This window comes from Escherichia sp. Lx600-2, assembly GCF_036662595.1.
GTDB classification, from domain to species: Bacteria; Pseudomonadota; Gammaproteobacteria; order Enterobacterales; family Enterobacteriaceae; genus Escherichia; species Escherichia coli.
The window spans coordinates 1-18,358 of record NZ_JAYQWM010000009.1 but is presented as its reverse complement, the minus strand read 5'-3'; the positions used below and the strand labels follow the sequence as shown (position 1 = coordinate 18,358).

General features: G+C 52.4%; 17 protein-coding genes and 1 pseudogene. 12 read left to right on the top strand and 6 right to left on the bottom strand.

All coding sequences use genetic code 11. The features are described 5' to 3' along the window. The first annotated feature begins 83 nt into the window (after positions 1-83). Positions 84-1,520, top strand: a complete 1,437-nt coding sequence (mdtQ, locus tag OQV04_RS05195; protein ID WP_001078171.1) for a multidrug resistance outer membrane protein MdtQ — start codon at positions 84-86, stop codon at positions 1,518-1,520. A 52-nt stretch (positions 1,521-1,572) separates the two neighbouring features. Next, positions 1,573-2,334 (top strand): SDR family oxidoreductase, encoded by a 762-nt coding sequence (locus OQV04_RS05190; RefSeq protein ID WP_000079520.1) that lies wholly within the window; start codon positions 1,573-1,575, stop codon positions 2,332-2,334. A 129-nt stretch (positions 2,335-2,463) separates the two neighbouring features. Here the strand turns inward: OQV04_RS05190 and OQV04_RS05185 are convergent, their stop codons facing one another. Continuing rightward, positions 2,464-3,042 carry a DedA family protein gene (locus tag OQV04_RS05185; RefSeq protein ID WP_000365433.1) on the bottom strand — a complete coding sequence of 193 codons (579 nt, stop codon included), beginning with the start codon at positions 3,040-3,042 and terminating at the stop codon, positions 2,464-2,466. A 169-nt stretch (positions 3,043-3,211) separates the two neighbouring features. Between OQV04_RS05185 and OQV04_RS05180 the strand changes: the two genes are divergently transcribed. Both OQV04_RS05180 and pbpG read left to right on the top strand, forming a co-directional pair. After that, positions 3,212-3,799: a Yip1 family protein gene (locus OQV04_RS05180; protein ID WP_001295454.1), complete on the top strand. Its 588-nt coding sequence runs from the start codon at positions 3,212-3,214 to the stop codon at positions 3,797-3,799. Positions 3,800-3,972: 173 nt separating this feature from the next. After that, positions 3,973-4,905, top strand: coding sequence for a D-alanyl-D-alanine endopeptidase (gene pbpG / locus OQV04_RS05175; protein ID WP_021525687.1), 933 nt, complete (start codon positions 3,973-3,975; stop codon positions 4,903-4,905). A 38-nt stretch (positions 4,906-4,943) separates the two neighbouring features. Here pbpG and dld read toward each other — a convergent pair whose 3' ends face one another. Next, positions 4,944-6,659, bottom strand: coding sequence for a D-lactate dehydrogenase (gene dld, locus OQV04_RS05170; protein ID WP_032281205.1), 1,716 nt, complete (start codon positions 6,657-6,659; stop codon positions 4,944-4,946). A 195-nt stretch (positions 6,660-6,854) separates the two neighbouring features. Here dld and bglX point away from each other — a divergent pair, with 195 nt between their 5' ends. The 5 genes from bglX to yehW all read left to right on the top strand — a co-directional run bounded on the left by bglX (position 6,855) and on the right by yehW (position 13,140). Then, entirely contained in the window at positions 6,855-9,152 is a 2,298-nt protein-coding gene (bglX, locus tag OQV04_RS05165) for a beta-glucosidase BglX (protein WP_032281204.1), read from the top strand. 251 nt (positions 9,153-9,403) lie between these two features. Beyond that, entirely contained in the window at positions 9,404-10,321 is a 918-nt protein-coding gene (osmF, locus tag OQV04_RS05160; protein ID WP_032281203.1) for a glycine betaine ABC transporter substrate-binding protein OsmF, read from the top strand. A gap of 6 nt (positions 10,322-10,327) precedes the next feature. After that, positions 10,328-11,485 carry a glycine betaine ABC transporter permease YehY gene (gene yehY, locus OQV04_RS05155; protein WP_247806616.1) on the top strand — a complete coding sequence of 386 codons (1,158 nt, stop codon included), beginning with the start codon at positions 10,328-10,330 and terminating at the stop codon, positions 11,483-11,485. Further along, positions 11,478-12,404: a glycine betaine ABC transporter ATP binding protein YehX gene (gene yehX / locus OQV04_RS05150; RefSeq protein WP_032281201.1), complete on the top strand. Its 927-nt coding sequence runs from the start codon at positions 11,478-11,480 to the stop codon at positions 12,402-12,404. Before yehY ends, yehX begins: the two co-directional genes overlap by 8 nt. Positions 12,405-12,408: 4 nt before the next feature. Beyond that, the gene (yehW, locus tag OQV04_RS05145; RefSeq protein ID WP_032281200.1) at positions 12,409-13,140 is read left to right on the top strand and encodes a glycine betaine ABC transporter permease YehW; all 732 of its coding nucleotides are present in this window, start codon (positions 12,409-12,411) and stop codon (positions 13,138-13,140) included. Here yehW and OQV04_RS05140 read toward each other — a convergent pair. Together OQV04_RS05140 and mlrA are read right to left on the bottom strand one after the other, a co-directional pair. Beyond that, positions 13,121-13,228 (bottom strand): protein YohO, encoded by a 108-nt coding sequence (locus tag OQV04_RS05140; RefSeq protein ID WP_001216963.1) that lies wholly within the window; start codon positions 13,226-13,228, stop codon positions 13,121-13,123. The genes yehW and OQV04_RS05140 overlap by 20 nt on opposite strands. 59 nt (positions 13,229-13,287) lie before the next feature. Then, the gene (gene mlrA, locus OQV04_RS05135) at positions 13,288-14,019 is read right to left on the bottom strand and encodes an HTH-type transcriptional regulator MlrA (protein WP_032281199.1); all 732 of its coding nucleotides are present in this window, start codon (positions 14,017-14,019) and stop codon (positions 13,288-13,290) included. A 221-nt stretch (positions 14,020-14,240) separates the two neighbouring features. Here mlrA and btsS point away from each other — a divergent pair, with 221 nt between their 5' ends. Genes btsS through OQV04_RS05120 form a run of 3 tightly spaced genes read left to right on the top strand, consistent with a single transcriptional unit; the run spans position 14,241 to position 17,159 of the window. Further along, complete coding sequence (btsS, locus tag OQV04_RS05130) at positions 14,241-15,926, top strand: two-component regulatory system sensor histidine kinase BtsS (RefSeq protein ID WP_032288231.1); 1,686 nt, start codon at positions 14,241-14,243, stop codon at positions 15,924-15,926. Continuing rightward, positions 15,923-16,642 (top strand): two-component system response regulator BtsR, encoded by a 720-nt coding sequence (gene btsR / locus OQV04_RS05125; RefSeq protein WP_000598641.1) that lies wholly within the window; start codon positions 15,923-15,925, stop codon positions 16,640-16,642. The genes btsS and btsR overlap by 4 nt, the downstream gene beginning before the upstream one ends. Positions 16,643-16,688: 46 nt before the next feature. Continuing rightward, the gene (locus OQV04_RS05120; RefSeq protein WP_001295430.1) at positions 16,689-17,159 is read left to right on the top strand and encodes a DUF1456 family protein; all 471 of its coding nucleotides are present in this window, start codon (positions 16,689-16,691) and stop codon (positions 17,157-17,159) included. Between the two features lie 40 nt (positions 17,160-17,199). On the opposite strand, the gene OQV04_RS05115 is transcribed toward OQV04_RS05120, so the two are convergent. Together OQV04_RS05115 and OQV04_RS05110 are read right to left on the bottom strand one after the other, a co-directional pair. Further along, positions 17,200-17,661 (bottom strand): YehR family lipoprotein, encoded by a 462-nt coding sequence (locus OQV04_RS05115; protein WP_001295429.1) that lies wholly within the window; start codon positions 17,659-17,661, stop codon positions 17,200-17,202. 124 nt (positions 17,662-17,785) lie between these two features. Continuing rightward, positions 17,786-18,292: pseudogene (locus tag OQV04_RS05110) on the bottom strand (SWIM zinc finger family protein); the annotation flags it as partial. Positions 18,293-18,358 lie beyond the last annotated feature (66 nt).

Below are 18,358 nucleotides of genomic sequence, written 5' to 3'. Positions count from 1 at the left end.
TGATGTATTGCCACGCGAAACTAAAAAATATATCGCAACACACGGTAATCTCCGCGCACCTTTTCTTACCTGATTATTCCCCCATGAATCGTGATTCCTTTTATCCAGCCATCGCCTGTTTTCCGCTGTTACTGATGCTGACCGGGTGTGCGCCTATGCATGAAACCCGCCAGGCGTTAAGCCAGCAAACGCCCGCTGCACAAGTTGACACCGCATTACCCACGGCGCTGAAAAATGGTTGGCCAGACAGCCAATGGTGGCTGGAGTATCACGATAATCAACTCACTTCATTAATTAACAATGCACTACAGAACGCACCGGATATGCAGGTGGCTGAACAGCGCATTCAGCTAGCTGAAGCCCAGGCGAAGGCAATTGCCACTCAGGATGGTCCGCAGATCGACTTTTCTGCGGATATGGAGCGGCAAAAAATGTCGGCAGAAGGGCTAATGGGGCCGTTTGCTCTGAACGATCCGGCCGCAGGTACGACCGGTCCGTGGTACACCAACGGAACTTTTGGCTTAACGGCGGGCTGGCATCTCGATATCTGGGGAAAGAATCGGGCGGAGGTTACTGCCCGCCTGGGTACGGTTAAAGCACGGGCGGCGGAACGCGAGCAAACCCGCCAATTGCTGGCTGGCAGCGTAGCCCGCCTGTACTGGGAGTGGCAAACCCAGGCGGCGTTAAACACGGTCTTGCAGCAAATAGAAAAAGAGCAGAACACCATTATCGCGACCGATCGTCAGCTATATCAGAACGGGATTACTTCTTCAGTTGAAGGTGTGGAAACCGATATTAATGCCAGCAAAACCCGGCAGCAGCTCAACGATGTCGCGGGGAAAATGAAAATTATTGAGGCACGGTTAAGCGCACTTACAAATCACCAGACAAAGTCATTGAAGCTTAAACCGGTCGCGTTGCCGAAAGTGGCAAGCCAGCTTCCTGATGAACTGGGGTACTCCTTACTGGCCCGGCGGGCAGATTTGCAGGCGGCGCACTGGTACGTTGAGTCATCGCTAAGCACCATTGATGCGGCAAAAGCGGCATTTTATCCTGACATCAACCTGATGGCCTTCCTGCAACAGGATGCGTTGCACTTAAGCGATCTGTTCCGTCATTCCGCGCAGCAAATGGGCGTTACGGCAGGCCTGACGCTACCCATTTTCGATAGTGGTCGTCTTAACGCCAACCTCGATATCGCAAAAGCCGAAAGCAACTTGTCTATCGCCAGCTACAACAAAGCGGTGGTTGAAGCGGTGAATGACGTGGCGCGGGCAGCCAGTCAGGTTCAGACACTGGCGGAGAAAAACCAGCATCAGGCGCAAATTGAGCGCGATGCCTTGCGTGTGGTAGGTCTTGCGCAGGCCCGCTTTAACGCGGGCATCATTGCTGGTTCCCGCGTCAGCGAAGCCAGAATCCCCGCGCTGCGTGAGCGGGCCAATGGCCTGTTATTGCAAGGGCAGTGGCTGGATGCCTCCATTCAACTCACTGGTGCGTTGGGCGGGGGTTACAAACGCTGATGATATGTGACTTCTATACTTAACGTTTATTCAGCGTTAAGTGGAGAACTCGATGGCACAGGTAGCGATTATTACCGCCTCCGATTCGGGGATCGGCAAAGAGTGCGCGTTATTACTGGCGCAGCAAGGGTTTGATATTGGCATTACCTGGCACTCAGATGAAGAAGGGGCAAAAGATACCGCGCGTGAGGTAGTTAGCCACGGCGTACGTGCGGAGATTGTGCAGCTGGATCTCGGTAAACTGCCAGAAGGTGCGCAGGCGCTGGAGAAACTCATTCAACGGCTGGGGCGTATTGATGTGCTGGTGAATAATGCGGGCGCAATGACCAAAGCGCCGTTTCTTGATATGGCTTTCGATGAGTGGCGCAAGATTTTTACCGTTGATGTCGATGGTGCATTTTTATGCTCACAAATTGCGGCCCGCCAGATGGTGAAACAAGGGCAGGGCGGTCGCATCATCAACATTACGTCGGTACATGAACATACGCCGCTGCCGGATGCCAGCGCCTACACAGCCGCTAAACATGCGCTCGGTGGGTTAACCAAAGCGATGGCGCTGGAGCTGGTCAGGCATAAGATTTTGGTGAACGCAGTCGCGCCTGGGGCGATCGCCACGCCAATGAATGGCATGGATGACAGCGACGTGAAGCCCGACGCGGAGCCTTCGATTCCTCTGCGGCGTTTTGGCGCAACGCATGAGATTGCCAGCCTGGTAGCGTGGCTGTGCTCAGAGGGCGCAAATTACACCACCGGGCAGTCGTTGATAGTGGATGGCGGCTTTATGTTGGCGAATCCGCAGTTCAACCCAGAATAGCGCAGTGAGGTGCGTGGTTATTTCAATGGGTAAAATTTTGGTAGGCATGATAAGACGCACAAGCGTCGCATCAGGCATGGTGCCCCGGATGTCGGATGCGGCGCGAACGCCTTATCCAGGGCAATGGTTTTACGCCTGATTATCCGGCTTTTTCTTCCCGCGTCGTTTCAGCCACCAGCGCACGCCTACCACCAGAACCACGACCAGAATCAACCAGACCCAGTGCTTCAAATGCTGATCGAGATTGTGCAACCACGGCGCAATCACCTGACCACCAGCGTAACCGATAGTGGTAAAAATCAACGCCCAGGCAAATGCGCCGAGAATATTAAGCGGCAGAAAGATTTTCGGCGGCAGCTGGCTGGCACCAATCAGCGTCGGGCCAATCACCCGAAAGCCATACATAAAGCGCGTACCAATGACAAACAGATACGGATGGCGTTGGATAAGTTTCTGCGCCCGCTCAATTTTATCCTGATGTTTCGAGAAACGGCGTAACAGCTTGCCGCCAAACCGCCGCCCGCACAGATAAAGCACCTGGTCGCCAATCATGCCGCCAAGCGCCACAGAAAGTACCACCAGCGGGAACTTTAATAGCCCCTGATGCGCCGCAACGCCTCCCAGCAAAGTCACGGTTTCACCTTCCGCCAGGCTACCGATCACCAGCGCGGCATAACCATATTGTGAGATGAGTGTATTGAGATCCATAGGCCAGTCTGTCTCCCTTTGGTTGCCTGTAAGCATACACCCTGTGAATCATTCACGCTGAAAAAGGACGTACATCAGACGGTGCAAATTACATGGGCGAACAAAAAATAATCACAAGCTGACTTATACTTGAACTGTCAGGTTCATGAACTCACAACAAGGGGGCGGTATGAGCCATGTCTGGGGACTGTTTTCCCATCCCGATCGTGAAATGCAGGTGATTAATCGCGAAAACGAAACGATTTCTCACCATTACACCCACCACGTTTTGCTGATGGCGGCGATTCCGGTGATTTGCGCCTTCATTGGCACTACACAGATTGGCTGGAATTTTGGCGATGGCACTATCCTGAAGTTATCCTGGTTTACCGGACTGGCGCTGGCTGTCTTGTTTTACGGCGTTATGCTGGCTGGGGTTGCGGTGATGGGGCGGGTCATCTGGTGGATGGCGCGCAATTACCCGCAGCGTCCGTCACTTGCGCACTGCATGGTCTTCGCGGGCTACGTTGCAACTCCGCTGTTTTTAAGCGGTCTGGTGGCGCTTTATCCGCTGGTCTGGTTGTGTGCGCTGGTCGGCACGGTGGCACTGTTTTACACCGGTTACCTGCTTTACCTTGGTATTCCGAGCTTCCTGAATATCAACAAAGAGGAAGGCCTTAGCTTCTCCAGTTCGACGCTGGCGATTGGCGTGCTGGTACTGGAAGTGCTGCTCGCCCTTACCGTTATACTATGGGGCTACGGTTATCGTTTGTTCTAGAAAGTTCTTTGACGTTGCATTGCTGGCGTAAATGTCAGCAATGCAGCATTTCCTCACGATTCTCCTTTGACGATCGCACTTTTTGCTCGTTATGATGGCGTCGCTAGCCTCAGTAAATCCTTACTCCGGCGGTGCGCAACCCGTGCGCGTGAACCACTATCTGAATGCTCATCATGCCGAAATTTCGAGTTTCTTTATTTAGCCTGACCCTGATGCTGGCTGTGCCTTTTGCACCGCAGGCCGTTGCGAAAACGGCAGCCGCTACCACCGCTTCACAACCGGAAATTGCCTCCGGTAGCGCGATGATTGTTGATCTGAATACCAACAAAGTGATCTATTCGAACCACCCGGATCTGGTGCGTCCGATTGCGTCTATCAGCAAATTAATGACTGCGATGGTCGTGCTGGATGCACGACTGCCGCTGGATGAAAAACTAAAAGTGGATATCAGCCAGACGCCGGAGATGAAAGGGGTCTATTCGCGCGTACGACTGAACAGCGAAATCAGCCGTAAAGATATGCTGTTGCTGGCGTTGATGTCTTCAGAAAACCGCGCGGCGGCAAGCCTTGCGCACCATTATCCCGGTGGTTACAAAGCCTTTATTAAGGCGATGAATGCGAAAGCGAAATCGCTCGGAATGAACAACACGCGCTTTGTTGAACCGACCGGATTGTCGGTGCATAACGTTTCAACCGCCCGTGACTTAACCAAACTGCTCATTGCCAGCAAACAATATCCGTTGATCGGGCAGTTAAGTACCACCCGGGAAGATATGGCAACCTTCTCTAACCCGACGTATACGCTGCCGTTCCGCAATACTAATCATCTGGTGTATCGCGATAACTGGAATATCCAGCTAACCAAAACCGGCTTTACCAATGCGGCGGGCCATTGTCTGGTGATGCGTACGGTTATCAATAATAAACCGGTGGCGCTGGTAGTGATGGATGCGTTTGGCAAATATACCCATTTTGCCGATGCCAGCCGCCTGCGAACCTGGATTGAAACCGGTAAAGTGATGCCTGTTCCGGCAGCAGCGTTGAGCTATAAAAAACAAAAAGCCGCCCAAATGGCGGCGGCGGGGCAGACGGCACAGAACGATTAAGTGAATTACGGATGGCGATACTCTGCCATCCGTAATTTTTACTCCACTTCCTGCCAGTTTTTCCGCTTACTGGTTTTACCGATCCCCGGATTCATACTGTTGGTCGGATCGTTCTCGCGATAAAACTTCTGCAACGTCTCCGGTGCTTTATACAAATGACCGACGTTATGTTCGGCAGGGTATTGCGCGCCGCGCTGCTGTAGCAGCTCCAGCATCTGTTCTTTCAACGCATGCACATCCACGCCTTTTTTAACGATGTAATCCTGATGGAAGACATAGCACATAAAATGGCCGTAATAGAGCTTGTGCACCAGCTGGCTGTCGATCTCCGGCGGTAAATGCTCATACCACTCGGTGTCGTTACGCCGCAGAGCGATATCCAGCGCCAGAATGTCTTCGACTTCATCGGAATGCACCGCCTGATAACGAATTGCTGCGCCCGCAGCGGCGAAACGGTGTAAAAACGCTTTGCTGCCTTCCTCCGGCGTACAGACAAAGAAATCGCCTTCGGCCTGTTTGAAATAATCCACCAGCCACGATTTGGCTTCGCCCACGCCATCGCCCGCCATTTTTAACAGCAGATGATGCTCGTATTTATCGCGCCATTTTTTCATGCGCGGCGGTAAATGGCTGGGGAACAGGTGACCGAATTTTTGCATCGCACGGTCAGTAAAATGCGGACGGAAGAATTTCACTTTCTCCAGCATCGCATCGGTGCGTCCCTTGAGATTAAAGAAGAACGGCATCTTATCGGTGCCTAACTTATCAATCATCAGGAAGGTGTCTTTGCCGTATTTTTCCGCAATATCGTAGATATCCCGGTGCATATATTCCCCGGCAACCGGCAGATTTTCGAAGTTAGCCAGAATATGACGGCGGATTTCGGTCAGCACTTCCGGCTGGTTGGTGCCGATATAAAACACCTGCTGATTTTTTTCCGCTTCGAAGGTATCAAGACGTACTGCAAAGACGGCCAGCTTCCCGGCGCAACCAGAAGATTCAAATAACCGATCCGGATCGGCGTTATAACGTGCGGGCGTGTCGGCTTCAATATCACGAACGCGGTGGACATAGTCATAATCGTGGGCGTGACGACCATCGTGACGCACATCGTCATCTTTGATGCGATCGTCATCCAGCTTGCTAAGGATCTGCTCCGGCGTTTCGCCCAGATCAATCCCCAGATGGTTCACCAGCGTCAGTTTGCCATCTTCATTTATACGCGCGAATAACGACATTTCGGTATACGCCGGGCCACGCTGCACCAGCGAACCACCAGAGTTATTACAGATACCGCCGATAACCGATGCGCCAATGCACGATGATCCAATCACCGAGTGCGGTTCGCGTCCCAGCGGTTTGAGGGCTTTTTCCAGCGAATAAAGCGTGGTGCCCGGATAGGCCAGCACCTGTTCGCCCTTGCCGAGAACGTGCAGCTTGTCGAGACGCAGGGTGCTGATGATCACGATATCGCGATCATAATCGTTACCGTTTGGCGTCGATCCTTCGGTCAGGCCTGTATTGGCAGCCTGCATCAGAATAATTTTGTCGGCGGTGACGCAGGCTTTCAGCACCCGCCACAATTCCAGTAGTGAGCCAGGGAAAACGACAGCCAGCGCGTCGCCCTGACCAGAACGGAAGCCCTTGCGATAGCGGGCCGTTTTTGCGGGATCGGTGAGCAGGTGTGAATGACCGACCAGACGGGCAAGTTCATTCAAAAAGGCTTTATTATCAGTTGTTGTCATGGAAGACATTTTCCACTCCTTGTGGTGGCGAAAAAATATCACAAACTAGAATAGCGCCTTGTATGACAATTCAGCGAGTGAATATTTTGAAAATTCAGACAATAAACTGAGCATTCTTTTTCTCTCTCCATCATGCTTATGGCAAACTACGGTTTTTGCACCATTTTCGCTGCCACGTCGGGCAACAAAGGAAGAAAAATCCATATGAAATGGCTATGTTCAGTAGGAATCGCGGTGAGTCTGGCCCTGCAGCCAGCACTGGCGGATGATTTATTCGGTAACCATCCATTAACGCCTGAAGCGCGGGATGCGTTCGTCACCGAACTGCTTAAGAAAATGACAGTTGATGAGAAAATTGGTCAGCTGCGCTTAATCAGCGTCGGCCCGGATAACCCGAAAGAGGCGATCCGCGAGATGATCAAAGACGGTCAGGTTGGGGCGATTTTCAACACCGTAACCCGTCAGGATATCCGCGCCATGCAGGATCAGGTGATGGAATTAAGCCGCCTGAAAATTCCTCTTTTCTTTGCTTACGACGTGCTGCACGGTCAGCGCACGGTGTTCCCGATTAGCCTCGGTCTGGCCTCGTCTTTTAACCTCGATGCAGTGAAAACGGTCGGACGTGTCTCTGCTTATGAAGCGGCAGATGATGGCCTGAATATGACCTGGGCACCGATGGTCGATGTCTCGCGCGATCCGCGCTGGGGACGTGCTTCCGAAGGTTTTGGCGAAGATACGTATCTCACCTCAATAATGGGTAAAACCATGGTGGAAGCGATGCAGGGTAAAAGCCCGGCAGATCGCTACTCGGTGATGACCAGCGTCAAACACTTTGCCGCATACGGTGCGGTAGAAGGCGGTAAAGAGTACAACACCGTCGATATGAGTCCGCAGCGCCTGTTTAATGATTATATGCCGCCGTACAAAGCGGGGCTGGACGCAGGCAGCGGTGCGGTAATGGTGGCGCTGAACTCACTCAACGGCACGCCAGCCACCTCCGACTCCTGGCTGCTGAAAGATGTTCTGCGCGACCAGTGGGGCTTTAAAGGCATCACCGTTTCCGATCATGGTGCAATCAAAGAACTGATTAAACATGGCACGGCGGCAGACCCGGAAGATGCGGTGCGCGTGGCGCTGAAATCCGGAATCAACATGAGCATGAGCGACGAGTACTACTCGAAGTATCTGCCTGGGTTGATCAAATCCGGCAAAGTGACGATGGCAGAGCTGGACGATGCTGCCCGCCATGTACTGAACGTTAAATATGATATGGGGTTGTTTAACGACCCATACAGCCATCTCGGTCCGAAAGAGTCTGACCCGATGGATACCAATGCCGAAAGCCGCCTGCACCGTAAAGAAGCGCGTGAAGTGGCGCGTGAAAGCCTGGTGTTGCTGAAAAACCGTCTCGAAACGTTACCGCTGAAAAAATCGGCCACCATTGCGGTGGTTGGGCCACTGGCGGACAGTAAACGTGACGTGATGGGCAGCTGGTCCGCAGCCGGTGTCGCCGATCAATCTGTTACTGTGCTAACAGGGATTAAAAATGCCGTCGGTGAAAACGGTAAAGTGCTGTATGCCAAAGGGGCGAACGTTACCAGTGACAAAGGCATTATCGATTTCCTGAATCAGTATGAAGAAGCGGTCAAAGTCGATCCGCGCTCGCCGCAAGAGATGATTGATGAAGCGGTGCAGACGGCGAAACAGTCTGATGTGGTGGTGGCTGTGGTCGGTGAAGCCCAGGGGATGGCGCACGAAGCCTCCAGCCGTACCGATATCACTATTCCGCAAAGCCAGCGTGATTTGATTGCCGCCCTGAAAGCCACCGGCAAACCGCTGGTGCTGGTGCTGATGAACGGGCGTCCGCTGGCGCTGGTGAAAGAAGATCAGCAAGCTGATGCGATTCTGGAAACCTGGTTTGCCGGGACTGAAGGCGGTAATGCGATTGCCGATGTATTGTTTGGCGATTACAACCCGTCCGGCAAGCTGCCGATGTCCTTTCCGCGTTCTGTCGGGCAGATCCCGGTGTACTACAGCCATCTGAATACCGGGCGTCCGTATAATGCCGATAAGCCGAACAAATACACTTCGCGTTATTTTGATGAAGCTAACGGGGCGCTTTATCCGTTCGGCTATGGGCTGAGCTATACCACTTTCACCGTCTCTGATGTGAAACTTTCTGCGCCGACCATGAAGCGTGACGGCAAAGTGACCGCCAGCGTGCAGGTGACGAACACCGGTAAGCGCGAGGGGGCCACGGTGATTCAGATGTATTTGCAGGATGTGACGGCTTCCATGAGTCGTCCGGTGAAGCAGCTTAAAGGCTTTGAGAAAATCACGCTGAAGCCGGGCGAAACTCAGACCGTCAGCTTCCCGATTGATATCGAGGCGCTGAAGTTCTGGAATCAACAGATGAAATATGACGCCGAGCCTGGCAAGTTCAATGTCTTTATCGGCACTGATTCCGCACGCGTTAAGAAAGGCGAGTTTGAGTTGCTGTAATGCTTTAGTAAGGGCGCGACGTTTGCGCCCTTTGCCTGATGTTCATATCTTAACTTGCTGAATTTTCGCCCTTTGTAGGCCGGATAAGGCGCTCGCGCCGCATCCGGCAGGAAACGCCGGACCGAATATGCCTCTTAAGTATTTATCTGATTCTGCAACTGAATCCGTCCGCTCAGGCTAACCCCGCCATTATCAACTATGCTTTTCTCTTAATTCGCTGAAAACAACAGTAAAAGAATGAGGAAAGCATCATGCCACTCTCAAAGGTCTGGGCAGGTTCACTGGTTATGTTGGCAGCCGTGAGCCTGCCGCTACAGGCAGCTTCTCCCGTTAAAGTCGGTTCAAAAATCGATACTGAAGGCGCGCTGCTCGGCAATATCATTTTGCAGGTACTGGAAAGCCACGGCGTACCGACGGTCAATAAAGTGCAACTCGGAACGACTCCTGTGGTGCGCGGGGCGATTACTTCCGGTGAACTGGATATCTATCCGGAATATACCGGCAATGGCGCGTTTTTCTTTAAAGATGAAAACGATGCAGCGTGGAAAAACGCGCAGCAAGGTTACGAGAAAGTCAAAAAACTCGATGCAGAGCAAAACAAGTTAATCTGGCTGACGCCCGCACCTGCAAATAACACCTGGACCATCGCCGTGCGTCAGGATGTGGCAGAGAAAAACAAACTCACTTCGCTTGCTGACCTGAGTCGTTATCTGAAAGAGGGCGGCACCTTCAAACTGGCAGCCTCGGCAGAGTTTATCGAACGCGCCGATGCCTTACCCGTGTTTGAAAAAGCCTATGGCTTTAAGCTCGGTCAGGATCAGTTGCTGTCACTGGCTGGTGGCGACACGGCGGTGACGATTAAAGCCGCTGCCCAGCAAACTTCTGGCGTTAATGCCGCAATGGCTTACGGCACTGACGGTCCAGTCGCGGCGCTGGGGCTGCAAACCTTAAGCGATCCGCAAGGCGTGCAACCTATCTACGCGCCAGCACCAGTGGTGCGTGAGTCGGTGCTGAAAGAGTATCCGCAAATGGCACAGTGGCTACAGCCAGTCTTCGCCAGCCTCGATGCAAAAACATTGCAGCAACTGAATGCCAGCATTGCAGTGGAAGGACTGGATGCCAAAAAAGTGGCTGCCGACTACCTGAAACAAAAAGGGTGGACGAAGTAATTTCCCGTGACTTATCTACGTATTAATCCTGTTCTGGCGCTGCTGCTGTTGCTGACGGCAATCGCAGCAGCGCTGCCGTTTATCAGCTACGCGCCTAATCGTTTAGTCTCGGGTGAAGGGCGACATCTCTGGCAGCTGTGGCCGCAAACGATCTGGATGCTGGTGGGCGTTGGTTGCGCCTGGCTGACAGCCTGTTTTATTCCCGCTAAAAAAGGCAGCATTTTTGCACTCATTCTGGCGCAATTCGTCTTCGTATTGCTGGTGTGGGGAGCTGGAAAGGCGGCGACCCAACTGGCGCAAAATGGCAGTTCGCTGGCGCGTACCAGCCTCGGCAGTGGTTTCTGGCTGTCTGCGGCGCTGGCATTGCTGGCCTGTAGCGATGCCATCCGCCGAATCTCCACGCATCCGCTGTGGCGCTGGTTGTTGCATATGCAGATTGCCATTATTCCGCTGTGGTTGCTGTACTCCGGCACGCTTAACGATCTCTCACTAATGAAAGAATACGCCAACCGTCAGGATGTGTTTGACGACGCGCTGGCACAACATCTGACGTTGCTGTTTGGTGCGGTGCTGCCTGCGTTAGTGATTGGTGTGCCGTTGGGCATCTGGTGCTACTTTTCCACCGCGCGGCAGGGGGCGATTTTTTCTCTGCTCAATGTCATTCAGACCGTGCCTTCGGTGGCGCTCTTTGGCCTGCTGATTGCGCCGCTTGCCGGACTGGTTACGGCCTTTCCGTGGCTGGGGAAGCTTGGCATAGCAGGAACCGGAATGACACCCGCACTGATTGCGCTGGTGCTCTATGCCTTGCTGCCGCTGGTGCGTGGCGTGGTAGTCGGCTTGAACCAGATCCCGCGCGATGTGCTGGAGAGCGCCAGAGCGATGGGCATGAGCGGGGCGCAGCGATTCCTGCATGTTCAGTTACCGCTGGCGTTACCGGTATTTCTGCGCAGCCTGCGGGTGGTGATGGTGCAAACTGTAGGCATGGCGGTGATTGCGGCGTTAATCGGCGCAGGCGGTTTTGGTGCGCTGGTTTTCCAGGGGCTGCTAAGCAGCGCCATTGATTTAGTGTTGCTGGGGGTGATCCCGGTAATTGTTCTGGCGGTGCTGATCGATGCGCTGTTCGATTTACTTATCGCACTGTTGAAGGTGAAACGTAATGATTGAATTTAGCCATGTCAGCAAACTGTTTGGCGCACAAAAAGCCGTTAACGATCTCAATCTCAATTTTCAGGAAGGGAGTTTTTCGGTGCTGATTGGCACATCTGGCTCCGGTAAATCCACCACCCTGAAAATGATTAACCGCCTGGTGGAGCATGACAGCGGAGAGATCCGCTTTGCCGGAGAAGAAATTCGCTCGCTGCCAGTACTGGAGTTGCGCCGCCGGATGGGCTATGCCATTCAATCTATTGGCCTGTTCCCCCACTGGAGCGTGGCGCAAAACATCGCTACCGTGCCGCAATTACAAAAATGGTCGCGGGCACGGATTGACGATCGTATCGACGAATTAATGGCGCTACTGGGGCTGGAGTCAAATTTGCGTGAGCGTTATCCGCATCAGCTTTCCGGTGGTCAGCAGCAACGTGTGGGAGTGGCCCGTGCACTGGCTGCCGATCCGCAAGTCTTACTGATGGATGAACCTTTTGGCGCACTGGACCCGGTAACGCGCGGCGCGTTGCAACAAGAGATGACGCGCATTCACCGTTTGCTGGGGCGCACTATTGTGCTGGTCACTCATGATATTGATGAGGCGCTACGGCTGGCAGAACATCTGGTATTGATGGATCACGGTGAAGTGGTGCAGCAGGGCAATCCGCTGACGATGCTGACTCGTCCGGCGAATGATTTTGTCCGCCATTTTTTTGGACGTAGTGAACTGGGTGTGCGCCTGCTTTCGTTACGTAGTGTGGCGGATTACGTGCGTCGCGAAGAACGAGCAGAAGGTGAGGCACTGGCAGAAGAGATGACGCTACGCGATGCGCTCTCTCTGTTTGTCGCGCGGGGATGCGAGGTGCTGCCGGTGGTGAACACGCAGGGCCAGCCTTGCGGCACGCTGCATTTTCAGGATCTGCTGGTGGAGGCGTAAGCGTATGAAGATGTTGCGCGATCCGCTGTTCTGGCTCATTGCTTTGTTTGCGGCACTGATTTTCTGGCTGCCTTACAGCCAGCCGCTGTTTGCTGCCTTGTTCCCACAACTGCCACGACCCGTTTATCAGCAAGAAAGTTTTGCAGCTCTGGCACTGGCTCATTTCTGGCTGGTGGGAATTTCGAGTCTGTTTGCGGTGATCATTGGTACTGGTGCCGGAATTGCAGTCACTCGCCCGTGGGGCGCGGAATTTCGCCCACTGGTGGAAACTATTGCCGCCGTTGGGCAGACTTTTCCGCCCGTTGCGGTGCTGGCGATTGCTGTTCCGGTGATCGGCTTTGGTCTGCAACCAGCGATTATCGCCTTGATCCTATACGGCGTGCTGCCCGTCCTGCAGGCGACACTTGCCGGGCTGGGAGCGATTGATGCCAGCGTGACAGAAGTTGCGAAGGGTATGGGAATGAGTCGTGGTCAGCGACTGCGTAAGGTCGAGCTACCGCTGGCGGCTCCGGTGATTCTGGCGGGCGTGCGAACTTCGGTGATTATCAACATTGGTACGGCGACGATCGCCTCAACGGTAGGGGCCAGCACGCTGGGTACGCCCATCATCATCGGGCTTAGCGGATTTAATACCGCGTATGTGATCCAGGGAGCGTTACTGGTGGCACTGGCGGCGATCATCGCAGACCGCCTGTTTGAAAGGCTGGTGCAGGCGCTTAGCCAGCACGCAAAATAAAGGTATAACCTGCGAGCATGACGCCACCAATTCCGCCTAACGCCATAAACAGGAACAGGGCGATGACCCCAATTTTAGCTATGCGCATAATGCACTCCTTATGTTAACGAAAGGATTGTACAGTAAAGCGCATTTGTTAACGAATCATTAAATGCCGAGTGGGAAAATATCATGGACTTGTTCCTGCCAACTGGTGAGTTGCTGCTGTTGGGCGGAGGTTCGATTTTCACCGCACCACACCAGCAATGTACGGCCTTCGAACAGTTCAGGGCGTAGTTGATTGAGCGAGTGGGCGAGGACATCAATGCGCCATCCTTGTTGACTGGCAATCCAGCCCTCCAGCCACAGACGGGTGGTATCCTGAATATTCCAGCCAACCACCAGCGCATCTTTACCCTGTTTTTTACGTGCCGAAGCCAGACAAATGGCGATGTAGTTGATCAGTACGCCGTCGAGGATCGCCAGCAGCGCCTGGAGAGTCGGTTGTTGGCACTGAAGCCGTCGGCGCAGAGGAATAAACAGATGTGTGGTGAGTGTCTGGGCGGGGTAATCCTGACCGCGCTCTTTGATCCACGTTCGCAGGCTATGCAGATTGCCGCTTTGCAGGTAGGTCAGTAATGTTTCTTGCTGATCGCGCCAGCCGTTCTGCACATCAACATTTTCATTACTGAGCAGCATTTTAACTTTGCTGACCTGCACGCCGTTGTCGATCCAGCGTTTGATCTCGCGGATCCGGTCAATATCGGCATCGTTGAACAGCCGATGACCGCCGTCTGTCCGTTGCGGTTTCAGCAATCCGTAACGCCTCTGCCACGCGCGTAACGTGACAGGGTTAATATCACAAAGCAACGCCACTTCACCAATTGTGTAAAGCGCCATCGTCTCACCCTTGCTCGCGAGGTCCCGGTTTAACTTTAGACGCAGTTTTGCGAACCAGGTAGTTTTGCCCGTTTTTTGTGCATTTATAGGGTGATTTTATTTTTGCCAGGCGATTTTGAGTGATCGTACTCACGAATTCTCATTTTTCTGCAAGAGTTCAAAGAAAGTTAAACGCAGGCAATGTATGTTACGCGTTTTAAAGGGAAGTGTGGTTTGCGGGTATGTACGATTTTAATCTGGTGTTGCTGCTGCTTCAGCAGATGTGCGTTTTTTTAGTCATTGCGTGGTTAATGAGTAAAACGCCATTATTCATACCGTTAATGCAGGTCACGGTTCGTCTGCCGCATAAATTTCTCTGCTACATCGTCTTTTCCATCTTCTGCATCATGGGCACCTGGTTTGGGTTGCACATTGACGATTCTATTGCCAATACCCGTGCGATAGGCGCGGTAATGGGCGGCTTACTCGGCGGTCCGGTCGTCGGTGGGCTGGTTGGCCTGACCGGCGGGTTACATCGATATTCGATGGGGGGCATGACCGCGCTAAGTTGCATGATCTCGACCATCGTTGAAGGATTGCTCGGCGGCCTGGTACACAGCATCCTGATCCGTCGCGGGCGCACTGATAAAGTCTTTAACCCCATTACCGCCGGTGCCGTCACGTTCGTCGCTGAAATGGTGCAAATGTTGATCATCCTGGCGATCGCCCGACCTTATGAAGATGCGGTGCGTCTGGTGAGTAATATTGCTGCGCCAATGATGGTCACCAATACCGTCGGCGCGGCGCTGTTTATGCGTATATTGCTCGATAAACGCGCGATGTTTGAAAAATACACTTCGGCTTTTTCTGCCACTGCGCTGAAAGTGGCAGCCTCGACGGAAGGCATTTTGCGCCAGGGGTTTAACGAAGTGAACAGCATGAAAGTGGCACAGGTGCTGTATCAGGAGCTGGATATTGGTGCAGTCGCGATTACCGATCGAGAGAAATTGCTGGCCTTTACTGGAATTGGTGACGACCACCATTTACCCGGCAAACCGATTTCTTCGACTTACACCTTAAAAGCGATTGAAACCGGTGAAGTGGTCTACGCTGATGGCAACGAAGTACCTTATCGTTGCTCTTTGCATCCGCAATGCAAACTGGGGTCGACGCTGGTAATTCCGTTGCGTGGTGAAAATCAGCGGGTGATGGGCACCATCAAATTGTATGAAGCCAAAAACCGTTTATTCAGTTCAATAAACCGCACGCTGGGCGAGGGGATTGCGCAACTGCTTTCGGCGCAGATTCTTGCCGGGCAATATGAGCGGCAAAAAGCGATGCTCACCCAGTCAGAAATCAAACTGCTTCACGCCCAGGTGAATCCTCATTTTTTGTTTAATGCGCTTAACACCATTAAAGCGGTGATCCGCCGCGACAGCGAACAGGCCAGCCAGCTGGTGCAGTATCTTTCCACTTTTTTCCGCAAAAACTTAAAGCGGCCTTCGGAGTTTGTTACTCTCGCCGACGAAATTGAACATGTGAACGCTTATCTGCAAATTGAAAAGGCGCGCTTCCAGTCGCGGTTGCAGGTCAACATTGCTATTCCGCAAGAATTATCCCAGCAGCAATTGCCCGCGTTTACCCTGCAACCGATAGTGGAAAACGCCATTAAACATGGGACATCACAACTGCTGGATACAGGGCGAGTGGCAATCAGCGCCCGACGTGAGGGGCAACATTTGATGCTGGAGATCGAAGACAATGCCGGTTTGTATCAACCGGTAACCAATGCCAGTGGGCTGGGGATGAATCTGGTGGATAAGCGTTTACGTGAACGGTTTGGCGATGACTATGGAACAAGCGTCGCCTGTGAGCCTGATAGTTACACCCGAATAACGTTACGACTACCATGGAGGGACGAGGCATGATTAAAGTCTTAATTGTCGATGATGAACCGTTAGCACGGGAGAACCTGCGTGTATTTTTGCAGGAGCAGAGCGATATTGAAATCGTTGGAGAGTGTTCAAACGCCGTGGAAGGGATCGGCGCGGTGCATAAACTGCGCCCGGATGTGCTGTTTCTCGATATCCAGATGCCGCGCATCAGTGGTCTGGAAATGGTGGGGATGCTTGACCCGGAACATCGGCCGTATATTGTTTTTCTCACTGCGTTTGACGAATACGCTATTAAAGCCTTTGAAGAACATGCCTTTGATTATCTGCTGAAGCCAATTGATGAAGCGCGGCTGGAGAAAACGCTGGCGCGATTGCGTCAGGAGCGCAGCAAGCAGGATGTTTCGCTGTTACCGGAAAATCAACAGGCGCTGAAATTTATCCCTTGTACGGGGCATAGTCGGATTTATTTGCTGCAAATGAAAGATGTGGCATTTGTCAGCAGTCGAATGAGCGGTGTCTACGTTACCAGCCACGAAGGGAAAGAGGGCTTTACCGAATTGACATTACGTACCCTGGAAAGTCGTACACCACTACTGCGCTGCCATCGTCAGTATCTGGTTAACCTCGCGCATTTACAGGAGATTCGTCTGGAAGATAACGGCCAGGCCGAGTTGATTTTGCGTAATGGCTTAACCGTGCCGGTCAGCCGCCGTTATCTGAAAAGCTTAAAAGAGGCGATTGGCCTGTAAAAGACTGCTAAAATGGCTTTTTGCCTCATCAACACCTGAAGGCCTCATGCTAAGTAACGATATTCTGCGTAGCGTGCGCTACATTTTGAAAGCCAATAATAATGACCTGGTGCGTATTCTGGCGCTGGGTAATGTCGAAGCCACCGCGGAACAGATCGCCGTCTGGCTACGTAAAGAAGACGAAGAGGGTTTTCAGCGTTGTCCGGACATTGTTTTGTCGTCATTCCTCAATGGCCTGATTTATGAAAAACGCGGCAAGGATGAGTCTGCTCCGGCACTGGAGCCGGAACGTCGCATTAATAACAACATCGTGCTGAAAAAATTACGCATCGCGTTTTCGCTGAAAACCGATGACATTCTGGCTATCCTCACCGAACAGCAGTTCCGCGTTTCGATGCCGGAAATTACAGCGATGATGCGCGCACCGGATCATAAAAACTTCCGCGAATGCGGCGATCAATTTTTACGTTATTTTCTGCGTGGACTGGCAGCGCGCCAGCATGTGAAGAAAAGCTAAGACGGGTATGGCGGCCATGCGAAACATGGCCGCCGACAGATTATTTCACTTCTTTAAAACCAGCGGCTTTCATCACCAGTTCCATTTGCGCCATAGTGATACCTTTTTTGGCATCTTCAGCAGAAACGTTGATTCCTGAAATACCCTGCAGGGCTTTAAAATCCACTTTTTCCATATCGATAGTCACGTTTTCCTGCGCGTAGGTATCGGTATAGGTTAATTTTTCTTCAACACCCGCGATGTTTTTGTATTTGGCGCTTAACGGCTCAAGTGTCTTGGCAGCATCTTCTTTGGTGGTTGCACCAATGGAGGCAAATTGAATTTTGGTTTCAGAAGATTGCTTAAGCACCTTGTCACCTTTGTAGACATAGGTAATGGCAATTTCAGTGCCGTTCAGATTGGCGCTGAATTTCTTCGATTCTTCTTTGTCACCGCAGCCAGCAAGAGAGAAAACCAGAACAGATGCAACAACGAGGGAAAACAGCTTATTGAAAGCCTTCATGTAAAACTCCATTTTATTTAATCAAGAAACTGGTGACTCTCACCAGGGGCTATATAGGATATGCCTAATACCGTGGTGTGAGCAGTCCGGAACTGGAGTAGAACTCTTAGTAAAAAGCACTATTTCATCCTTGTTGCTGAAGCATGGGGAATAATTGTTCGCAAAGCAAAACACCGTTATTCATTGCTTCTACCCGTGCCTCGCTTTCTGTATTACGAAATTGTGCCAACACATGTGCCAGCCGATAAAAACCCACCGCGGTGAGGTCATTCGCCAGCAACTCTGCCTGACTAATAGCGCTCTGTTCCTGATAGCGCCAGCCGTTATGGAGCAGTTGAATAAGTAACGCCTGGCAGCGCATCAGCAACTGATGAGCGGTAGACGGCACAGGCAAAACGCTGGCAGAAGGTAGCGGTGCCACAGGCGCAGTTTCCGCGTCCAGCGCCCAGGCACGGGTTTTTGTCATCATCACCCGTGGTTCCAGTGTCAATTGCCCCTCTACAAAGCTGACAAAGCCAGAAACCAGACTCACGGGGTCGTCTGTTTGTTGCAAAAGCGCCGCCATGCGTTCAACGGCAAAAGGAGAACAGGCAGATGCCGGAAGGGATAACGTCAGCAGGGTGATGCTGCCAACTTACTGATTTAGTGTATGATGGTGTTTTTGAGGTGCTCCAGTGGCTTCTGTTTCTATCAGCTG